This window comes from Streptomyces sp. MST-110588, from assembly GCF_022695595.1.
Lineage (GTDB): Bacteria > Actinomycetota > Actinomycetes > Streptomycetales > Streptomycetaceae > Streptomyces.
On record NZ_CP074380.1, the window covers coordinates 1,239,019 to 1,255,814 of the forward strand.

8 protein-coding genes are annotated in these 16,796 nt (G+C 74.1%); 4 read left to right on the forward strand and 4 right to left on the reverse strand.

From position 1 onward, the window contains the following. Positions 1-46: 46 nt before the first annotated feature. Together KGS77_RS05605 and KGS77_RS05610 are read left to right on the forward strand one after the other, a co-directional pair. On the forward strand, positions 47-1,093 hold the full coding sequence (locus tag KGS77_RS05605) for an alpha/beta hydrolase (RefSeq protein ID WP_242579088.1): 1,047 nt from the start codon (positions 47-49) through the stop codon (positions 1,091-1,093). A 273-nt stretch (positions 1,094-1,366) separates the two neighbouring features. Beyond that, positions 1,367-2,551 (forward strand): glycosyltransferase family 2 protein, encoded by a 1,185-nt coding sequence (locus KGS77_RS05610; RefSeq protein WP_242579090.1) that lies wholly within the window; start codon positions 1,367-1,369, stop codon positions 2,549-2,551. A gap of 1,370 nt (positions 2,552-3,921) precedes the next feature. On the opposite strand, the gene KGS77_RS05615 is transcribed toward KGS77_RS05610, so the two are convergent. The 4 genes from KGS77_RS05615 to KGS77_RS05630 all read right to left on the reverse strand — a co-directional run bounded on the left by KGS77_RS05615 (position 3,922) and on the right by KGS77_RS05630 (position 11,952). Next, entirely contained in the window at positions 3,922-5,718 is a 1,797-nt protein-coding gene (locus KGS77_RS05615; protein WP_242579092.1) for an ABC transporter ATP-binding protein, read from the reverse strand. Next, positions 5,715-7,613, reverse strand: coding sequence for an ABC transporter ATP-binding protein (locus KGS77_RS05620; protein WP_242579100.1), 1,899 nt, complete (start codon positions 7,611-7,613; stop codon positions 5,715-5,717). The genes KGS77_RS05615 and KGS77_RS05620 overlap by 4 nt, the downstream gene beginning before the upstream one ends. A gap of 161 nt (positions 7,614-7,774) precedes the next feature. Further along, positions 7,775-8,788, reverse strand: coding sequence for a hypothetical protein (locus tag KGS77_RS05625; RefSeq protein WP_242579102.1), 1,014 nt, complete (start codon positions 8,786-8,788; stop codon positions 7,775-7,777). Between the two features lie 80 nt (positions 8,789-8,868). Next, the gene (locus KGS77_RS05630) at positions 8,869-11,952 is read right to left on the reverse strand and encodes a type I polyketide synthase (protein WP_242579104.1); all 3,084 of its coding nucleotides are present in this window, start codon (positions 11,950-11,952) and stop codon (positions 8,869-8,871) included. A 196-nt stretch (positions 11,953-12,148) separates the two neighbouring features. Here KGS77_RS05630 and KGS77_RS05635 point away from each other — a divergent pair, with 196 nt between their 5' ends. Then, positions 12,149-15,313, forward strand: a complete 3,165-nt coding sequence (locus tag KGS77_RS05635) for an amino acid adenylation domain-containing protein (protein ID WP_242579106.1) — start codon at positions 12,149-12,151, stop codon at positions 15,311-15,313. Further along, on the forward strand, positions 15,310-16,512 hold the full coding sequence (locus KGS77_RS05640; protein ID WP_242579108.1) for a cytochrome P450: 1,203 nt from the start codon (positions 15,310-15,312) through the stop codon (positions 16,510-16,512). Before KGS77_RS05635 ends, KGS77_RS05640 begins: the two co-directional genes overlap by 4 nt. Positions 16,513-16,796 lie beyond the last annotated feature (284 nt).

Sequence of the window (16,796 nt, forward strand, 5' to 3'; positions counted from 1 at the left end):
CACCACCGATACGTCCCCTACCGATACGCCCGTCACCGGGAGACCCATGACCGGCGCATACGTGACCGGCGCCGGACGAAGCGACGGGGACGGCGAGAGGAGTGAGGGGGGTGAGGCCGTCCCGGCCGGCCCGCCGCCGCCCTTGGACCGCGAGCTGGCGGAGCCGCTGCGCGCCATCCTCGCCGGCCTGCCGGGACCGCTGACGTTGGAACTCGTGGCAGACCGCCGGGCCCGTACGGCCGCCGGCTCCCTGTCGGACGACGCGATCCGCCGCGGCGGGGCCTTCGAGCTGGAGGAGCGAGTGGTACCGGGGGCCGCCGGCTCCCCCGGGCTCCCGCTGCTCATCTGCCGGCCGACAGCCACGCCCGGCCCGCACCCGGTCATCTACAACACCCACGGCGGCGGCATGGTGGCGGGCGGCCCCCGCACCGCGGAGCTGTCGGGCGAGCTGGACCGGGCGCAGGAGCTGCAACTGGCCGTGGTGGCCGTGGACTACCGGCTCGCCCCCGAACACCCCGACCCGGCACCGGTGGAGGACTGCTACGCCGGTCTGCGCTGGGTGGCGGCGCACGCCGCCGGGCTGGGCCTGGACGGGGAACGGATCGTCATCAGCGGCAACAGCGCGGGCGGCTGCCTGGCCGCCGGCGTCTCGCTGCTCGCCCGGGACCGGGGCGGCCCCCGGCTACTGGGCCAGATGCTCCAGTGCCCCATGCTCGACGACCGGTGCGAGACGCCCTCGATGGCCCAGATGGCGCGGGTCGGGATGTGGGACGGGCTCTCCAACCGGGCGGGCTGGACCGCCCTGCTGGGTGACCGGCGGGGCACCGGCGAGGTGTCCTGCTACACGGCCCCTGGCCGGGCCACCGACCTGGCGGGCCTGCCGCCCGCGTTCATCGACGTCGGTTCCGTCGAGGCCCTGCGGGACGAGGCCATCGCCTTCGCGACCCGTATCTGGCAGGCCGGCGGCGAGGCCGAACTGCACGTCTGGTCAGGCGCCTTCCACAGCTTCGACGAATGGGTGCCGCAGGCCGTGGTCTCGCGCGGCGCGCAGCGCGCGCGGGCCGACTGGCTGCGCCGGCTGCTGCACCGCTGAGCCCGGGCCCCGGGCCCCGTACTTCACGGAGGTCGGCCACGTCCTGCCTGCCGGTCTGCCCGAGGACACCCGCCGTGCGATCGAGGAGCGGGTCACCGCGGCGCAGGCCCGTGAACCCGCCCTGGAGCGTGCCGCGTCGGTCGGCTTCGTCATCGAGTGATCCGTCTCCGATCCCGTACGAGACGTCAGTGATCCCGTACGTGACGTCAGTGATCCGAGTGATTCCAGTGGCTTGAGTGGTCCAAGTGATCAGAGTGACCTCAAGGAGCAGCAGTGAGCGACGACCTGAAGCTGAGCATCGTGATCCCGTACAAGCAGCGTCTGGACAACATCCGGGCCGTCTTCACCTCGCTGGTGGACCAGACGATGGACCGCGCACGGTTCGAAGTCGTGGTCGGCGTGATGGAGTACGCCCCGGAATACGTCGCGCTGTGCCGGGAGTTCACCGACCGGCTGAGCATCGTCTCGGTGCTCACCACCGGGGAGTGGAACACCAGCCGGGCCCGGAACCTGGGCATCCGGCACGCGTCCGGCCAGATCGTCATGGTGCTCGACGCGGATGTCGTGCTCGCCCCCGTGGCGCTGGAGAACCTCTACGAACGGCACTTCCGGCACGGGCAGAACGTCTGCGTCCTCGGGCAGGTCTTCGGGTACGACGAGGTCGTCGGCTCCGACGTGGAGACGGTCCAGGTCCAGCCGTACGACCACTACCGCAAGCTCCTGGCGGACCTGGAGACGGCGGACCGCGCGCGACTGGACCCCCGCTGGTCGGCGGAGTACGCCCCGGCGCTGGCCCGCTTCCCGTGGGCCTTCGCCCGCACCGGACTGATGGCCCTGCCGACGGCGACGGTCCGCGCGCACGGCCTGCTGCTGGACGAGGACTTCCCCGGGTGGGGGCCCGAGGACCAGGAATGGGGCCTGCGGATCTCCCGGACCGGCACGCCGCTGGTGCTGGGTCAGGACGTGTACGGGCTGCACCTGCCGCACCGGCGGGACTTCGCGGCCCAGGACCGGTCGGCGACCCTGAGCAACCGCTACTACCTGGCCAAGTGGCCGCGTCTGGACCTGGAACTGGCCCTGGCCTTCGGCGGCTGGCTGGAGGCGGACCGGCTCTGCCCGGACGCCGAACGCGAACTGGCCCGGGCGTCCGGGGGCCGCTCGCTGGGAGTGGTACGGGCCACCGTCGGCGAGCGGTCCGTCCTGTTCGTCGGGGCGGTTCTCGACGCGTCGGGCGAGGCCGCCGACCCCGAGGTCAGGGCGCTGCTCGGCGGCGGGGCCCGCGCCGAGGTGCTGCCGCTGGCCGGCTTCGCCCTGCCCTTCGCGGACCGCAGCGTGGACGAGTGCCGCGTCCTGGCGCCGGTCGCACGGCTGAGCGAGCGGTACCGGGACGCCGTCCACCGTGAGGCCGAGCGCGTCGCGTGCCGGCTCCTGGTGCCGGCCGGCGCCGCTGACCGCTGACCGCTGACCGGGGTCGGTGCCCGCCCCGACCGGGCCCCGTACTCCCCTGCCCGGGATTCCGCACGCCGTTCCCTCATCACCCGCCTCCGGAGCTGACTGTGACCTCATCTACCTCGATTGCCTCTGCGACCTCCCTTCCCTCTCCGATCTCGACAACCTCGCCGACCTCGCCGACTTCACCTTCCTTCCGGCTCTCCGCCGCTGTGATGTCCCACCCCAGACGGGCCGAGGCGGCCCACGCACTGGCCGGCCGCTTCCCGGAGCTCGACATGCGGGTCGTGCTCGACCCGGAGCCCGACGGCCCGCCGTCCGCACTGCGCAGCGCACGTCTGGCCTGGTCCGCGGTGGCCCCCGGCGCCACCCACCACCTGGTGATCCAGGACGACGCGCTGCCGGTCGAGGACTTCCCCGGCCGGCTCGACGCGCTGGTGGCGGCGCGGCCCGAGGCGGCCCTGAGCCTGTTCACCGAGTGGGGCTCGCGCACCTCCCATACGATCCGGCTCGCGGCGATGCACGGGCACACGCTGGCCCCGGTCGTCGACGACTACATCCCCTGCGTGGCGCTGGTACTGCCGGCGGAGGTGGCACGCGGCTTCGAGGAGTACGCGCGGACCAAGGTGGACCAGGGCGCGCCGGATGACATCGCGCTGCTCAACTACCTGGCCGACCGCGGCGTCCAGACGGTGATCCCGGTGGCCAACCTGGTCGACCACCACAATGAGAGGAGTCTGGTCGGCAACCACGTCATGGGCCACCGCTCGGCGGCCTGCCTCCCGCCGGCCGATGCCGTGCCGCGCGGCCCGCACTCGCTGCTCACCGGGCTGGACACCATCCCGTACTACGACTTCTGGGGGCAGTACGCCGACGCATGTCTGCCGGACGACTCCACGGTGGACGGCTGGGTGCGCACCTCGGCCCGTACCGCGCTGCTCGGCCGGGGCATCACCCAGGACGACCTCGTGAGCGCGTTGCGCGCGGCCCTGGCCAGGCGGCCGGAGAGCGAGTTCCTGCTCGACCGGCTCAGCGAGATCGTGCTCACCGACGTATGGATCGTCTCGTTCCTGCTCGGAGTCGTGGCCGCCGAACTGGACGAGCACCACGGCGAGTCGCTGGATCTGACCGGTCCGGTGGCCCGTGCGGCACTGGCGACGCTGGGGCCGGGCGCGGTGCGCCGGGTCGTGCCGGCCCGCTGGCTGCCGACGGTCGGCGCGCTGCTCACCCCCTGCTCCTGGACGGTGTACGGGCGGGTGTGGCGTCGGTGGCGGCCGGCCGCGGCTGACCCGTTCGCGTACGAGTACGAGGGCGCGGCAGGCCGGAGCGGACCTGCCGCGCCTTGTGTGCGGTGCCGGCGCACGGTGCGCGCGGCCGGCTCACCGGTAGCTGCGCGCCTGGAGGGCGAAGAGGTCCGCGTACAGCCCCTGGCGGGCGACCAGCTCGTCGTGGTCCCCGCTCTCCAGGACGGTGCCGCCGTCCAGGACCACGATCCGGTCGGCCATCCGTACGGTGGAGAAGCGGTGTGAGACGAACAGCGTGACGCCTCCCTGGTCACCCACTTCGCCGGCCGATCCGGCGTACCGCTGGAAGACGGCGTGCTCGGCCGCCGCGTCCAGGGCCGCGGCCGGTTCGTCGAGCACGAGCAGCAGCGGCCGGCGGCGCAGCGCGGTGCGGGCGAGCCCGAGGGACTGCCACTGTCCGCCGGAGAGTTCCGCGCCGTCGGTGTAGCCGCGTCCCAGCGGGCCGTCCAGCCCGCCCGGCACCCGCTCGACGACGGCGTCGGCGCCACCCGCCCGCACCGCCGCCAGCAGCGCTTGATCGTCGTGCATCCGGTCCAGGGCGCCCGCCCCCACGTTCTCCCGGAGGGTGAACTCCAGCCGTGCGAAGTCCTGGAAGAGTGCGCAGACGCGGGCCTTCCACCGCTGTGGCGGGACCTCGCGCAGGTCGACGCCGTCGACCAGGATCCGGCCGTGGGTGGGCTCGTACAGTCCGCACAGCAGCTTGACGAGCGTGCTCTTGCCGGCGCCGTTCTCACCGACCAGTGCGACGGTGCGGCCGGCCGGCAGGTCCAGGGTGACATCGCGCAGTACGGGACGGTCGGTGCCCGGATAGGTGAAACCGACGTTCTCCAGGCGGATGCCGCGCCGCAGCCGGGACGGGACGGCCGCCACCGTACGGCCTTCCCCGCGGGGCGGCCGGGCCGGGCGGGTCGGCCAGGTGCGCAGGGTCTCCAGGCGCTGGACGGTGTAGCTCGCCGCCTGCAGGGCGGACAGCATGCTCAGTGCGGCGGCGACCTGGACGTTGACCTGCACGGCCAGCGTGATGGCCAGGACGACGTCACCGAGCGACACCGTGCCGCGGACCGCCTGCCGGATCACCAGGTAGATCGCGGCGTAGCAGGCGAGGGCGAAGGCGATCTGGCCCAGGGCGCGCAGTGCCGCACCGGTCATCTGGCCGCGCCACAGCCGCCGGGTGGCCCGCTCCCAGCTCTGGTCGTGCAGGCGCAGCAGGGCCGGTTCGGCGCCGGATATCCGCGCTTCCTTGGCCGATGACGGCGTGGTCGCCACGTGCAGCAGGTGGCGGGCCCGCCGGTTGTCCTGTGCCGAGTCCGTACGCGAGCGGTCGATGAAGCGCTGCGCGTAGCGGCCCATGAGGACCGGTGGGAGGGCGGCGACGGGCAGCAACAGCAGCCAGGGCTCCAGCGATCCGAGGATCGCGGTGGTCAGCAGCAACTGTACGGCGAGCGCGCCGAGCTGGAGCAGCGCCTCGATGTGGGCGCGCAGTTTCTGCAGCTCCTCGCGTACGAGTGCGACGGTGTCGGCGAACTCGGAGCTGTCCAGGTGTTCCACGCCGGGGGTCGCGTTGGCGTAGCCGATCAGCTCCGAGTTGATCCGCGACTCCGCCTGCTCGCCCACTTCGAAGTAGTAGAGGTGGGCGAAGTGCCCCATGGACAGCTCGATGACCAGGGCGGCGGCGATGCCGATCCCGATGGTCAGCGTGACCGCCAGGCCGCCGGACAGGAGGTGGTCGGTGAAGGCGCGCAGGGCGAGTGCGACGGCCGGGGTGGCCAGGTAGCCCAGGGCCAGCAGGGCGATTGCTTTGAGCAGTCGGCTGCGGTCGGTGCTCCAGGCGAGGGCGAACAGCCGGCGGGCGGTGTGCGCGAGGTTCTTCATGAGGCGACGTCCGTGGTGGATCGGGGTGCCGGCGGCTGCGCCCGCTCGGCGAACCGTTCGGCCTGGAGGCGGAACAAGGTGGCGTACCGGCCGCCCGCCGCGACGAGTTCGTCGTGGGTGCCGCGCTCGGCGACCCGGCCGTGTTCCAGGACGACGATCTGGTCGGCGCGGCGGACGGTCGAGAAGCGGTGCGAGATGATCACGGTGGTCAGGCCACGGGTGATGTCCAGGAACCGGTCGAAGAACGCGACCTCGGCCCGGACGTCGAGCTGGGCGGTGGGCTCGTCCAGGACCATCACCGAGGCTCCGCAGTGCACCGCGTGCAGGGCGCGGGCCAGCCCGATGCGCTGCCACTGCCCGCCGGACAGGTCCCGTCCGCCCCGGTACTGGCGCGAGAGCACGGTCGCCGGGCCCTGGGGCAGCGAGTGAAGGATGTCCTCGGCGCCGGCGCGCCGGGCGGCGGCGCGCAGGGCCTGGTCCGTGGCCCGGTCCTGTGGGGCTCCCATGGCGATGTTGTCGGCGGCGCTGAGTTCGTAGCGGACGTAGTCCTGGAAGATCACGGCGAGCCGGCGGTGCCAGTCGGGCGCGTCGATGTCGGTGAGGTCGCGGCCGTCGACCGTGATCCGGCCCCCGGTCGGGTCGTAGAGCCGGGTCAGCAGCTTGACCAGGGTGGTCTTGCCGGCGCCGTTGAGCCCGACCACGGCCGTGGAGGTGCCGGCGGGCAGTTCCAGGTCGAGTCCGTCCAGGACCGCCCGGTCCTGGGGCCGGTAGCGGAAGCTCACGTCGTGGAAGCGGATGGCCTGCCGCGGCAGGTCCTCGGCGGGCAGGGAGCGGCCCGGCGCCAGGGCCGGCAGGGTCCGGGCGCCGTCGCGGAAGGCCAGCAGCGACCGGTAGGCGAGGGAGCCGTACTGGGTCTGTACGTCGCACTCGGGGAAGTAGACCCCGAAGCGCATGAGGATCAGTACGGCCTGGAGTGCGATGCCCAGTTGGAGCAGGCTCAGCTCGTCGTGGGTGCCGGCGATCGCCAGCAGGCTCATGACGGTGGCCGCGCCGATGAGCCCGACCGTGGAGACCACGGCGAACGGCCGTCCCAGCAGCCGTCGCCGGCCGCGCCACATGGTGGTCAGGTACCGCATGTCCTCGGCGCGGTGCCGGTCGCGCAGCCAGTCGATCAGCCCGAGGAGGCGGATCTCCTTGGCCGCGTGCGGGCCGGAGGCGAGGTGTTTGACGTAGTTCACCTTTCGCTTCTCACCGGCGAGGCTGTCGTAGAAGTCACCGAACGCCCCCAGTGAGCCGCGCTGGCCGAAGCGGATCACCAGGGCCGTCGTACCGATCACGGCGGCGGCCAGGGGGGAGAGCGCGCAGCCCACCAGGGCGACGGCGCCGGTCAGTTGGCAGTACCGGGCGACCAGGGCCAGGGCTCCGGCCGCGGCGTCGCCGGGCGAGGCGGAGGTACGGTCGAAGGCTTCCCGGGCGGCGTCCAGACGGTCCAGCAGCCGCTGGTCGTCCAGCGCCCGCGCGGGCGCGTCCGTCAGCGCGGCGTGCATCAGCAGGCCCCGGCAGTTCCGGTCGACGTGCCGCATGACCAGCTCACCGGCGGCGGCCTGGAAGGGGACCAGGGCCTGCTGGGCGCCGAAGGCCGCGCCCGCCACGGCCAGTACGGCCAGCAGGGACGTCCAGGCGGCGCCGCCCTGGCCGCCGACCGCGGCGGGCACCCGCTGGAGCAGGACGCTCATGGCGACGACGAAGCCCAGGGGCAGCAGTCCGAGCAGCACGTTGAGCAGCAGGGTCGGCATCAGCGTGCGCGCGGGCACGTGACGCAGCAGTTTCATGATGGTCAGCCAGCGTTGCGAGCGCCGCCGCAGCTCGCGGGTCACGCGGGTCACGCCGGTCACGGCCGGCTCCCGGTACACACGCGCGTACGGCCGTCCACGGTGGACGTAGCGGTTCCGGTCACAGGTGCATCCCTATTCCTTAGACGTCACGGGGGTGTGGTGCCGGCCTGCCGGTGTGCTGGCTGCCCACGGGATACGGGCAGGCCGGCATCAGGCCGCCATCAGGCCGGCTGCCCGGCCAGGACGAGTCGGTACAACGCGCGGATGGTGGAGCGCACTTCGAGCAGGTACTCGGTGGCGGTGAAGCGGCGAGCGAGCGCGGGCGGCACGGACCGCGGCAGGTTCCCGACGGTGTCCACCACGGCTCCGTGCGGCAGGGCCAGCATCCGCAGGGCCGCCACGTGCTGCGCCGGTACGTTGATGGACGCGGTCACCAGCAGCAGCCGGGTGCCCGGACGCAGCCCGGCCAGCCGTTCGGAGAAGAAGGCGTAGGTGTCGGCGGTGTCGGCGCGGCGCTCGGCGGGGGCGCTGGAGGGGGCCGCCACCACGTGAACCGGCGGGATGCCGGCCGCGCGGTAGCGGCGGACGCTCCAGGCGCCGCCGGGCAGCGGCGAGGTCTCCCCCTCGGTGCTCTCGGGCTCGCCCAGGGCGAAGGCCCGGCGGGTGCCGTGGTCCAGGGCAGCGAACTCTTCGGTCAGCCAGGGCACGCCCGCCGCCGCGGCCAGGGCGGACTCGTCGCCCACGAAGGGGCGGTGACCGCCGAGCGCGGTGATGTGCCCGGCCAGCACCCGCCGGGAGCGGATGAGGTGTGCGGCGTGGGCGGGGCGCGCCAGGCAGCCCCTGATCGACCCGCCGAGGATCAGTACGTGGTCGTAGTGGCGCAGCCGCGGCCCGGGATCGTCGCACATGCCCAGGGCCTTGGCCGCCGCGTGGACCAGTGCCCGTTGCGCGGGGGTGAGGTCGAGTTGGCCCGCCTGGTTGCGTTCGCGGCCCTGCCGGGTGTCCCAGCGCTCGGAGAAGCGGTCCAGGCGGGCCAGCCGCTCGGCCGTACTGCCTGCTCCGGCGTCCAGGTCGTTCAGCAGGGCCCGGTCCCGGCCGTCCTCGGCGAACGCCTCGATGAGGGCCCGTACCGGAGGGGAGAGGGTCCAGGCCGCCGCGTCGGCGGCCGGTGTGCCGTGCGTACCGGCCGCGTCTCCGGTGCCGATCAGTGGTATGCGCTGGAAGCCGTGGCTCATCGCGTGGTGTTCTCCTTGCGTGGTTGTCCCGGGCCCGCCGCCGACGCCGCCGCCCCGTTCCGCGCGGTGGTACGGCCGTCTCACGCGTCGGCCGGCACCGGCGTACGGCCCGTCCGTGCCGACTCCGGCCCTGCCGGGTCCTGCCCTGTCGGCTCCGGCCCTGCCGATTCCGGCCCTGTCGGCTCCGTCTGGGCCAACAGCCCTGCGACGATGGCGGTCTGCCGGCCCAGCGTCCGGGCGAGCAGCATGTCACGTACCGGGACCTGGACCCCCGATGCCGTACGGATTCTGCGGGCGAGGTGGGTGATGAGCAGGGAGTCCCCGCCCAGCGCGAAGAAGTCGGCGTCCTCGGTGAGTTCGCCGTGGCCCAGGAGTTCCGCCCACAGGCCCGCCACCAGGGACGGTGCGTCGGGCGGGGGTGCCGGGGCAGCCGTGGGAGCGTCCGCCGCGGGCCGGTCTTCGGCCCCGGCCGAAACGGCGGCGGCTTCGCGGGTGGCGGCGCCGGCCGTCCCGGCCGCCTCCGGCGCCAGCCACCGGGGCCCGGCGAAGGCGTAACCCGGCAGATGCGTCCGCCGCCCCGGGCCGCTGAGTGCCGTCGGCTCGACGGGCTGTCCGTGCGTCCACAACGCCCCCAGCGCGGTCAGCAGTTCACCGGCGGGGTGCGCGGTACGGGACGGGGACAGTGGTACGGCGGTCAGGCCGGCGGCGTCGGCCATCGCCGTCAGCGCCCGGCCCGGCCCGATCTCGACGGCCAGGGCGCCCGGGAAGTGCTCGGCGAGGGCCCGGGCGGCTTCGAGGAAGCGCACCGTGCCGCGGGCCTGCTCGACGAACATCTCCGTGGCCACGGGCGTGCCGGCCGGCACGATCCGGCCCGTGGTGTTCGCCGCGAACGGCAGTACGGGGCGGCTCGTGACCGTCCCGGCCAGGGCCGCGGCCAGAGCCGGCAGGGCGGGTTCGACGAGCGCCGAGTGGAAGGCCCGGTCGCCGCGCATCCGGCGGGTGTGGACCCGGTTGCCGACCCGCTCCCGGAACGCCTCGACGGCGTCGGCCGTCCCGGCCGCCACACAACTGTCCGGGGTGTTGACGGCGGCCAGTTCGAGGCCGGGGCCGAAGGCGGCCAGCAGCTCCCGGGCGTGGTCCTCCGCACAGCCCAGTACGAGCATGGCGCCGGGCGGGCAGTCCTGCATGGCGCGCCCCCGGGCCACGACGAACCGTGCCGCGTCGGGGAGGGCGAGGACCCCCGCGGCACAGGCGGCGGTGATCTCACCGAGGCTGTGCCCCGCCACGGCGGCGGGGGCGACACCCAGCGCGGACAGGGCACCGGCCGCCGCGTACTCCAGGGCGAACAGGGCAGGCTGGGCCAGTTCGGTCGCCGTCAGTTCCGCCTCGGGGAAGGCGGGGTCCAACAGCGCGGCACGCAGCCGTACGGCCATGGCGGGTCCGAAGGCACCGAGGCAGCTTTCCAGGGCGTCGGCGAAACCGGGCAGGGCCTGGGCGAAAGGCAGGCCCATGCCGGGGAACTGCGTGCCCTGGCCGGGGAAGAGGAAGAGGGCGGGCGCCGGTCCCGCGGCGGGCCGGCTCGCGCGTACCACGCCGGACCCGGTCGCGAGACGGTCGGCCACCTCGGCGGTGGTCCGCCCGCTGACGGCCAGACGTTCGGGCAGTTCGGCCCGCCCGGCGGCGAGGGTGAAGGCGACGTCGGCGAGCGGGGCCGGCCGCTGCGCCAGGTGGGCGCTCAGCCGGGCGGCGGCGCGCGTGAGGGCTTCGGGGCCGGCGGCGGACAGCAGGACGGTACGGCCGACGGGCTCCCGGCCGTCGTACGCGGCGTCGTGCCCGCCGGCGTCCGTCCGGGCGCCGGGCCCGGTACCGGCCGGCGGCTGTTCGAGGACCACATGCGCGTTGGTGCCGCCGATGCCGAAGGAGCTGACACCCGCCCGCCGGGGTCCGGGGCCGGTCCACGGCTGCTCGCGGGTGGGGACGTACAGCGGCGAACCGTCCGTCTCCAGCAGCGGGTTGCTGCGGGTGAAGGCGGCCACCGGCGGAATCACCCCGTCCCGCACCACCAGCAGCGTCTTGATCAGGGCCGCCAGTCCCGCGGCATTGTCCAGGTGGCCGACGTTGGCCTTGACCGCTCCCACCGCCACCTGTCCCGGCCGGGCGCCGGTACCGGCCAGCGCGGCCGAGGCCGCGGACCATTCGATGGGGTCCCCGACCCGGGTTCCGGTGCCGTGCGTCTCCAGGTAGCCGATGCTCTCGCCGGTGACGTCCGCGGCCCGCAGCGCCGCCCGGATCACGGCCTCCTGCCCGCCGACGGACGGGGCGTAGTAACCGGCCTTGGCCGCGCCGTCGTTGTTGACCGCGGTGCCCAGGATGACACCGTACGGCTCGGGGCCGTCGGCCAGGGCGTCCTCCAGGCGCCGCAGTACCACGCATGCCGCACCGGACCCGGCGACCACGCCGTCGGCGCGCTCGTCGAACGGGCGGCAGTGGCCCGAGGCGGAGTGCACACCGCCCGGCACGTGGAGGTGCCCCGCCTGGGGGAAGGCCATGCCCGCGGCGACGACGACCGCCTGGTCGCAGTCGCCGTTCAGCAGTGCCTGGACCGCGGTGTGGACGGCGACCAGGGAGGAGGAGCAGGCGGTCTGCACGGCCACGGCGGGCCCGGTCAGCCCGATCTTGTACGACACCAGGCCGGCCATGAAGTCCGGTTCGGCGCCGTGCAGCGCGTCTTCGAGGGTCAGCGGGTCCAGCCCGCCGTTGGCCAGCATGGCGCGCAGATAGCCGCTGCCGCTGGCCGAGGCGTACACACCGGTGACGGGTGCGGGGCCCAGCGGCGGGATTCCGGCGTCCTCCAGGGCGGACCAGGTGACCTCCAGCATCAGCCGGTGCTGCGGGTCCATCATCTCCGCGTCGCGGGGGCTGACCCGGAAGAGGGTGTTGTCGAACCGGTCGGCGTCCGCCAGGTGCCCGTGCACGGGCACGAAATCGGGGTCGTCCAGCAGGCTCGCGGCCACTCCCGCGTCGGCCAGCTCCCGCCGTTCGTACCGTCTGGTCAGCACGCGTCCGGCCTTGAGGGCCGACCACCACGCGCTGAGGTCGCCGGCGCCGGGGAACCGGGCGGCGACGCCGGTGACGGCGACGTCCAGAGATCGATCACGGGTCATGGAACCACCTTTGACTAGAACGCTGTGCCGTCCCGGCTACCGCCCGCGTCGCACAGGGGGCTCGGCCGTATCCGTACCCCGGGCCCCGTCCGGCATGGAACCCCCACAGGTTGTCTGATGGAACCACCGCGTGGCAACCTGTTGCCACGGATTGGCAATTACTTGTCTGTGATACCTCCCGGAGGGACGGCAAGCCGTGCGACCAGAACCGAGTTGGACCGCGCAAGGACCGTGCACGCCGCTCGACGAAGGGCTGCACGAGACGGTCGCACGGACGGCACGGGCCCGCCCCGGTGCCCCCGCCCTCATAGCGGACCGTCAGGTGACGACGTACGCCGAGCTGGACGCCACCGCCGACGCCTGGGCCGCTGACCTCGCCGCGCGCGGAGTGCGCCCCGGCGACTTCGTACCGGTCCTGCTGCCCAGGAGCACCGAGCTGGTCACCGCGCTGCTGGCGGTGCTCAAGACCGGCGCCGCCTACGCCCTGTTGGACCCCGCCTGGCCCGCCCGCCGCCTCCACGAGGTGATCCAGGACCTCGCCCCGCCCCTGCTGGTCACCGGCGCGCCCGCCGCACCTTTCCCGGCATCCGGGGCACAGGGTTCCACGGGTCCGCGACCGCCGGTGTGGACTCCCCCGGCCAAGACGGCCACCGCGCCCCCTCACTTCCGGCCCGTCGGCGTCAGCGGCACCGATCCCGCCTGTGTCTTCTTCACCTCCGGCACCACCGGCCGGCCCAAGGGCGTGGTGAGTCCCCACCGGGCGACAGCACGCCTGTTCCCGCCGGACGGCCCGGACGGCTTCGTGCCGTTCGGCGCCGGCACCGTCATGCCGCTGGCCGCGCCCGTCCCCTGGGACGCCTTCTCGCTGGAACTGTGGGCCGTGCTGCTCCACGGCGGCACCTCACTGATCGTCCAGGAGCCCTACCTGACCCCCCAGTTCCTGCGCGAGGGGGTGCGCCGGTACGGGGCGAACACGGCCTGGCTCACCAGCAGCCTGTTCAACATGACCGTGGACGAGGACGTGGCCGCCTTCGACGGCCTGCGGCACGTCGTCATCGGCGGCGAACGGGTCTCACCCGCCCACGCCGGCCGCTTTCTGCGCCGGCACCCCCGAACCGCGCTCATCAACGGCTACGGTCCGGTCGAGAGCACCGTCTTCGCCACCACCCACCGCATCACCCCCGCCGACTGCGCCCACCCCGACGGCATCCCGCTGGGCCGGCCGGTCGCCCGCACCCAGGTGTACGTCCTGGACGGCGACCGCCCGTGCGCGGTGGACGAGCCCGGGGAGATCTGCGTCGCCGGCGACGGGCTGGCCCTGCGCTATCTGGGGGACGCGGCCCTCACGGACGCGAAGTTCGTCACCGTACGCGTGGACGGCAAGGACCGGCGCGTCTACCGGACCGGCGACCTGGGCCATTGGGGGGCGGACGGTCTGCTGCGTTTCCGGGGCCGCGCCGACCGGCAGGTCAAGATCCGCGGGCACCGGATCGAGCCCGCCGAGGTCGAGCGCCAGGTGGTGCGGCTGCTGCCCGCCGTACGGGACTGCCGGGTGCTGGCCCGTCGTGACGCGGAAGGAACCGCCCAGGAGCTGGTCGCCTTCTGCGTACCGGTCCGGCGGCAGGACCCGCTGCGCGACGCGCTGCCCGCGCTGTGCGACGCCCTGGTCCCCTACCAGCGTCCCGCCGCACTGGTCAGCGTGGACGCCTTCCCCGTCACCGCGCAGGGCAAGCTGGACGAGCGTGCCCTGCTCGCCCTGGCACCGCCCGCCGCGCCCGGCCCGCGTCCCGCCGGGACACCGCCGGTCCAAGGCGCCCGGGAAGAGCTGGGCGGCCTGGACCGGACCACCCGGGCGGTGGCGGAGACCTTCGCCGCGGTGCTCGGCCGTACCGCTGTCCCGCTCGACGCCCCCTTCGACCGGCTCGGCGGCGGCTCGCTCGCGGCGGGCCGGGTCTGTGCCCGGCTCGCCGCCCGGCTCGGCCGGCCCGTACCGGTCTCCCGGCTGTACGCGCACCCGACGGTCACCGCACTCGCCGGCTGGCTGCGGACCACCGGCCGCCCGGCCGCCCGCCGCCCCGCCCCCCTCGCCGACGTACCGCTGACGTCCATGCAACTGGTGTACCTCACCCGGCATCTGCTCGACCCCGCCGACCCGGCCTCGCACTGCCTGCTTACCTGGGTCATCGAGGGCCGGCCGGACCGGGCGGCGCTCCAGGCGGCGATCAGCGCGGTCCACCGCCGGCACGAACCGCTGCGCGCCGCCTACGTCCCCGACCCGCGCCCGGTCGCCTTCACCGTGGACATCGAGCCTCCCCCGTTGGAAGTCCTGGGCGCCCGCCCGACGGTGGAGGCGGCCCTCCAGGCGCTCCGGGCCGAACTGGCCGGCCCCCTGGAGCCGACCGCGGGCGAGGTGTGGCGTACGGCGCTGGTCCCCGTCGGCACCTCGGACGTCACCGTCCTGGGCTGCGTGGTGCACCACATCGCCTTCGACGGCTGGTCGGAGTCCGTTCTAGCCGAGGACCTCGCGGCGGCCTACAACTCCGCCTCGGGCGGGCCGCGCACCACACCGCCGCCGCCTCCCACACTGGCGCAGGCGCATCTGATCCGTACCGAGCACCTGGAACAGGCCGGCCTCGACGGTCATCGCGAGCACCTGCGCGGCGAGCTCACCGGCGTACCCGCCCTGCGCTGGCCGGCGGGGCCGGACCGGCCGGCGCGGCAGCCGGCCGGCGCCACCGACCGGGTCGAGGTGATCCTCACGCCGGCCGCCGTGGCCGCGGCCGACGCGCTGGCCGCCGAAGCGGGGGTGACCCGGTTCACCGTCCTGCTGACCCACTGGGCGCGCAGCCTGGCCGAGGCCACCGGACAACGGGATTTCGCGCTGGGCGTGCCGGTGGCGCAGCGCTTCGGCACCGGCCTGGAGCGGGCCGTGGGCTGCCACATCACCATGGTCTGCGTCCGGTTGCGCGGCCCGGCCCTGGAAGGCGGCGTCCGCGGCGTACGGGAGACCGGCCGCCTGGTCGCCCGGGCCTTCGCCGCCCAGGACGTGCCCTTCGGCGAGGTCCTGGACCTGGCGGACGCGCCGCGCACCCACCGGCCGCCGCTCTTCCAGGCGCTCTTCGCCCTCCAGGACAACGCGCCGCCACGGCTGGCTCTCACCGGGCTGCGGACCACCTTCCTGCGCCGGCCCTATCTCGGTCTGCCGCTGGAGCTGCACGCCGAGCTGTGGCCCGAAGAGGGCGGCGGGCTGCGGCTGGAGGTCGCCTTCAGGACACAGGCCGTCTCCCGTACCACCGCCGAGGAGTGCGCCAAACGCTTCGCGGACCATCTGCACACCACCCTGTCAGGAGTCCCCTCATGACGGCACCCGCCGTGCTGCCCACCCGCCTCACCGATCCCGAACTGCACGCCACCGGTGACCCGCACGCGCTGTGGCGCCGGATGCGCCGGCACGATCCGGTGTCCTGGCAGCCGCCCACCGAACTGCCCGGATTCTGGTCGCTGACCCGCTACGAGGACATCCGTGCCGTCTACCGCGACCCCGGGACGTTCAGCTCCGCGCGCGGGGTGCTGCTGCGCCCGTCCAAGCTCGGCGAGGACCCCGGCGGCGGCCTCACCCTCGCGCTGAGCGACCCGCCGCGCCACAAACAGCTCCGCGCACTGATGGCGGACTGGTTCAGCACCCGTGCCGTCCGCGGCCTGGAGGAGTACATCGGTGCCGCCACGCGTACGGTGCTGCGGCGGGCGGTCGAGCGCGGTGAGTGCGAGGCGGTGCACGACATCGCGGGCCGGCTGTCCATGTACGTCATCGGGCACATCATCGGCCTGCCGCCGCAAGACCACGAACTGCTCTTCCGGTGGACCGACGAGGCGTTCGAGGCCGGTGTCTCGCTGGCCGCCCACCAGGACCTGATGCGGTACTTCATCGACCTGATGGACCGGCGGACGGCACAACCCACGGACGACCTGCTCAGTTCCCTGGTGACCGGCACCGCGGACGGTGAGCCGCTGACCGAGGAGGAGATCCTTTTCAACCTGGAGAACCTGGTCGGCGCCACGGAGAACGGGCGGCTGGCGCTGGCCGGCGGGCTGCTCGCCTTCCTGGAGCACCCCGCCCAGTGGCAGCGGCTGCGCCGGGAGCGGGACCTGATGCCCTCGGCGGTGGAGGAGGTCCTGCGCTGGACGTCCAGCGCCACGCACAGCATGCGGACCGCCACCCGGCCCACGGTCATCCGGGGCCGGCGCATCGAGGCGGGTGACCGGGTGGTGCTGTGGGTGCCCTCGGGCAACCGTGACGAGGACGTCTTCCAGGACCCGTACCGGTTCGACATCGCCCGGCAGCCCAACCGGCACCTGGCGCTCGCCTCCGGTGAGCACTTCTGCATCGGCAGCACGCTGGCCCGCGCCGAGATGCGGATCCTGTTCGGCCAGCTCCTGGACGAGGTGGGCGCCGTCGAGCGCAGCGGCCCCGTCGTACGGCTGCGCTCCATCGCCGTCGGCGGTCCGCACACCCTGCCGATCCGTATCGGGGCGCGCCGGACGCCGGCCACCCGCGGTTAACCGGCAGCCGCCAAAGAGCCATCACGGGTTGCCAAAGTTTGCCAACTCAGGCAAGCTGCTGCCGGACGCTGGGCGCTTCCCGGATGCGGCTACGGAGCACCGGGACCGCACCGTCCGGCCGCACCGTCCGCCTTCCCGGCCGGCCCGCTTCACCGGAGGGCCCCAGGGCGCGGGGCCCCGTCGCTCACCGTCGCCCCTGTTCCTTCCCGCCGTTCCCGCCGCTCCCCTGCATCCGCCGTATCCGCTGCCCGCCTGCTCGTCCCGTTCCCGTTCCGCCCACCACT

What these genes read in the sequence shown, in the direction of transcription:
- KGS77_RS05625 (WP_242579102.1), bottom strand. Translation starts at nt 8,788, where the DNA reads ATGAGCCACGGCTTCCAGCGCATACCACTGATCGGCACCGGAGACGCG.
- KGS77_RS05615 (WP_242579092.1), bottom strand. Translation starts at nt 5,718, where the DNA reads ATGAAGAACCTCGCGCACACCGCCCGCCGGCTGTTCGCCCTCGCCTGG.
- KGS77_RS05630 (WP_242579104.1), bottom strand. Translation starts at nt 11,952, where the DNA reads ATGACCCGTGATCGATCTCTGGACGTCGCCGTCACCGGCGTCGCCGCC.
- KGS77_RS05640 (WP_242579108.1), top strand. Translation starts at nt 15,310, where the DNA reads ATGACGGCACCCGCCGTGCTGCCCACCCGCCTCACCGATCCCGAACTG.
- KGS77_RS05605 (WP_242579088.1), top strand. Translation starts at nt 47, where the DNA reads ATGACCGGCGCATACGTGACCGGCGCCGGACGAAGCGACGGGGACGGC.